Below are 3,595 nucleotides of genomic sequence, written 5' to 3'. Positions count from 1 at the left end.
GGCGGTGCACGCGCGCCGGGCAGCCGAGGTGCTCATCGACGCGGCGTTCGCCACCGCCTGAGCTTCGGCGCCTCTCGTCAGGTGTCGTCGTCGGCCGCCCGCCGAGCCGCCGTATCCCAGGCCTCGCGCACGCCCCGCAGGTGCTGCTCCGGCTGGAACGGGTGCGACGCCGTCACGGTGCGCAGCGAGCGCTCGACCACGATCCCGGGGTGGTGCACGAGCTCGCGCAGCATCGCCGCCATGCCCTTCGCATCGGGTGAGCCGCACAGGATCCCCGCCTCGGCCAGGCCCTCCCGCAGCCGAGGGTCGACGTACAGCACGCTCCGCGCCGCCCGGAACGCCTCCGCGACCACGACCGGCTGCGGGTCGAGCCCGAACGACGTGACGGCCAGCAGGTGCGAGTCACGCAGAAGGGGCTGGATGCTCTCCGGCTCGACGCGACCGAGGAACTGGATGCTGCTGCCGCTGTCTGGCGCCGCGGTCCCCGCGACCTCGCGCGCCTCGGCGTACAGCGGTCCGTCTCCCGCGATCCGCGCCACGAGTGACCCCGGCGGCAGGTCCTCCCCGGCCCGTCGCACCGCGCGCACGAACTCCAGGATCCCCGACTCGAGGGTGAGCCGGCCCACCCACAGCACCTGCAGCGGCAGCTCGACCGCCTGGAGCGGCACCCCGGGGATCGCGCGCGGTGGCATCGGGTTCGGCACCACCTCCACCTCCGGCAGCCCGGCGATCCGCAGCGCCTCGGCCTGATGCGCCGAGGGCGAGATCACGGCGTCGGCCTCCAGTGCGGCGTCGAGCGTGACGCTGCGCACCGCGGCATCGATCGCGCGCGGGGTGTCGGCGAGGGAGGTGCGAGGAGGGCGTCCGCGCAGCACGCGGGCCAGTCCGCGGACGGCCGCCGCCGCGACCCGGTCGAATCGTCGCAGGTCCGGTCCCTGCCAGAAGAAGGTGTGCACCGTGTGAACGACGGGGATGCCCTGCTCCTGGGCCACCCGGATCGCCGCGGCGGTGAGGCCGAACTCCGAGTGCACGTGCACCACGTCGATCGACCGCTCCCGGAACAGGCGCCGCAGCCGCGCTCGCAGGGCACGACTGTTGCGGATCGCCGGCATCTCGACGCCGGGGATGACCCACGCGGCGGCCATCAGGATCGGTGCCTCCCCCGGCGGCACGGGGCGTGGCGCGCTCCCCGGCTGCGCGGCGCCGATGACCACCACCTCGTCGCCCGCGGAGCGCAGCAGCTCCGCCTCGCGCAGGACGACGGCCTGCGCATCTCCGATGCGGTCGAGTGCGTAGTCGCAGACGAGTGCGATCCTCACGGCGGTCACCCCCAGGTCGTGCGGAACAGAGTGCTGTCAAACGTAACATCTTACCCGCCGGGTGAATGACGCGAGGTGGCACAAGTCTCTTACCTGGTTAGCGATCGGCGGCGGGGCTGTCAAGGGCACTGCGGCGGAGGTGCCGTCACCCTAGAGTCGCGGCATGGAGACTTCGACGAAAGGCATCCTCCGCCAGAGCCTGGTGATCGCGGCGGCCGTGTTCATGCTGATCGCCGCCGCCATCGGTGCCGGCGCGTTCGGCGGCACCTCGGTCGACGAACTGCAGAACGGCGCGCTGTCCGCTCAGGGCTCGTATCTCGCGCCCGCCGGACCGGCGTTCTCGATCTGGTCGCTCATCTACCTCGGCCTGCTCGCCTACACGGCGTGGCAGGCCCTCCCCGCCCGACGCCAGGACCCCCGGCAGGAGGCCGTCGGCGGCTGGATCGCCCTGTCGATGGTGCTCAACGGCCTGTGGCTCGTGACCGCCCGCTACCTCACGCTGTGGCTCACGGTGCTCGTGATCGCGCTGCTGCTCGCCGTGCTCGCGCGTGTGATCGTGCTGCTGGGACGATTCCCCGCCCGCAGCGCCGTCGACCGCGTGCTCACCGACGGCGCCAACGGGCTCCACTTCGGCTGGGTCACGATCGCCACCGTCGCCAACACCGCCGCCTGGCTCACGCAGACCGTCCCGGAGAGCGCGGAGCAGCAGGCGGAGGTGTGGGCCATCGCGGTGCTCGCCGTGGTGCTGCTCATCGGTGCCGCGAGCGCGTGGTTCACCGGGCGTCTCGCGCCCGCCCTCGCCACCGCGTGGGGGCTCGCCTGGCTCGCGGTCGGTCGTCTGACCGGCGAGCCGCAGAGCACGCCGACCGCCATCGCCGCGATCATGGTGGCCGCGGTCCTGGTGCTCGTGGGGGTTGTGGCCGTCGTGCGCCGGCGTCGAGCGACCCCGGCGACCCTCGCGCCTCAGAGCACCAGCCGGTAGCCCATGCCCGCCTCGGTCAGCAGGTGCACGGGCGAGGAGGGCTCGCTCTCGAGCTTCTTGCGCAACTGCGACATGTACAGGCGCAGGTAGCCGGAGTCGGACACCTGCGCGCTGCCCCAGATCTCCTTCAGCAGATCCTGCCGGGTGACCAGCGCCCCCGGGTGCCGTGCCAGGTGCTCCAGCATGCGCCACTCGGTCGGCGTCAGGTGCACGCGGGTACCGGAGCGGGTGACCGTCTTGGTCGCCAGATCCACCACCACGTCGCCGAAGGCCACGACCGACTCGCCGTTGGCGGCCACCGCGCGGCGGGAGAGCGCGCGCAGTCGCGCCAGCAGCTCGTCCACCTGGAACGGCTTGGTGACGAAGTCGTCGGCCCCGGCGTCGAGCGCCTCGACCTTGTCGGCGGAACCCGTGCGACCGGAGACGACGATGATCGGCACGGTCGTCCACCCCCGCAGCGCCTGGATCACCTCGATGCCGTCGAGCCGCGGCATCCCGAGGTCGAGCATGATGAGGTCGGGGTGCGACTGCGCGGCGGCGGCGATCGCGGCGGCGCCGTCCGCGGCGACGACCACCTCGTAGCCGTGCGCGGCGAGCGTGATGCGCAGCGCCCGCACCATCTGGGGGTCGTCGTCGGCGATGAGGAGCTTCACTCCGTGCCCTCCGTGTCGGCAGGCCCTGCGGCGAGCGGCAGGGAGATGACCATCGTGAGTCCGCCACCCGGCGTGTCCTCGGGTGTCAGGGTACCGCCCATGCCCTCGGTGAACCCGCGCGACAGCGCGAGCCCGAGGCCGAGGCCGGTCGTGTTGTCGGTGTCGCCGAAGCGCTGGAACGGCTGGAAGATGCGGTCGCGGCGCTCGGGCGCCACACCCGCGCCCCGGTCGACGATGCGGATCTCGGCGCGCTCACCCAGACGGCTGGTGGTGACCAGCACCCGGCTGCCCTCGGGGGCGTGACGGTGGGCGTTCGCGATCACGTTCACCAGCACGCGCTGCAGCAGCACCGGGTCGGCGAACAGCGCGGGCAGGGCGGGGTCGAGCGCGAGGTCGACCTCGGACGGACCGAGACCGAGCTCGTCGACCGCCGCGAGCACGGGACCGGCCGCGTCCACGCGCGAGGCCGAGACCGCGAGCACGCCCGCCTCCACCCGGCTCACGTCGAGCAGGTCGGTCACCAGGGTCGACAGGGTCGCGAGGCTCTCGTCGGCGGTGGCGAGGAGCTCCGCGCGGTCGGTCGCCGACAGGCCCTGCGCGGCCCGGAGACCGCCGATCGCCGCGACCGCCGGCAACCTCGC

General features: G+C 73.2%; 4 protein-coding genes. 1 reads left to right on the top strand and 3 read right to left on the bottom strand.

The annotated features are described in order from the left end of the window. Nucleotides 1-77: 77 nt before the first annotated feature. Complete coding sequence (locus DW309_RS09980) at nucleotides 78-1,319, bottom strand: glycosyltransferase family 4 protein (protein ID WP_136045284.1); 1,242 nt, start codon at nucleotides 1,317-1,319, stop codon at nucleotides 78-80. 163 nt (nucleotides 1,320-1,482) lie between these two features. Here DW309_RS09980 and DW309_RS09975 point away from each other — a divergent pair, with 163 nt between their 5' ends. Continuing rightward, entirely contained in the window at nucleotides 1,483-2,301 is an 819-nt protein-coding gene (locus DW309_RS09975) for a TspO-related membrane protein (protein WP_136045283.1), read from the top strand. Here the strand turns inward: DW309_RS09975 and DW309_RS09970 are convergent. After that, entirely contained in the window at nucleotides 2,283-2,954 is a 672-nt protein-coding gene (locus DW309_RS09970; protein ID WP_136032732.1) for a response regulator, read from the bottom strand. The genes DW309_RS09975 and DW309_RS09970 overlap by 19 nt on opposite strands. Next, nucleotides 2,951-3,595: sensor histidine kinase (locus tag DW309_RS09965; RefSeq protein WP_240753178.1), on the bottom strand; the 645-nt coding region annotated here is incomplete at its 5' end. The genes DW309_RS09970 and DW309_RS09965, both read right to left, overlap by 4 nt.

This window comes from Microbacterium sp. K41 (assembly GCF_004794395.1).
In the GTDB taxonomy this organism is placed as follows: domain Bacteria; phylum Actinomycetota; class Actinomycetes; order Actinomycetales; family Microbacteriaceae; genus Microbacterium; species Microbacterium sufflavum.
The sequence above is the reverse complement of the archived record's forward strand: the minus strand, read 5'-3'. Positions and strand labels throughout refer to the sequence as shown.

Bases quoted from the DNA above. Each gene is read 5' to 3' on its own strand.
- DW309_RS09975 (WP_136045283.1), top strand. From the start codon at position 1,483: ATGGAGACTTCGACGAAAGGCATCCTCCGCCAGAGCCTGGTGATCGCG.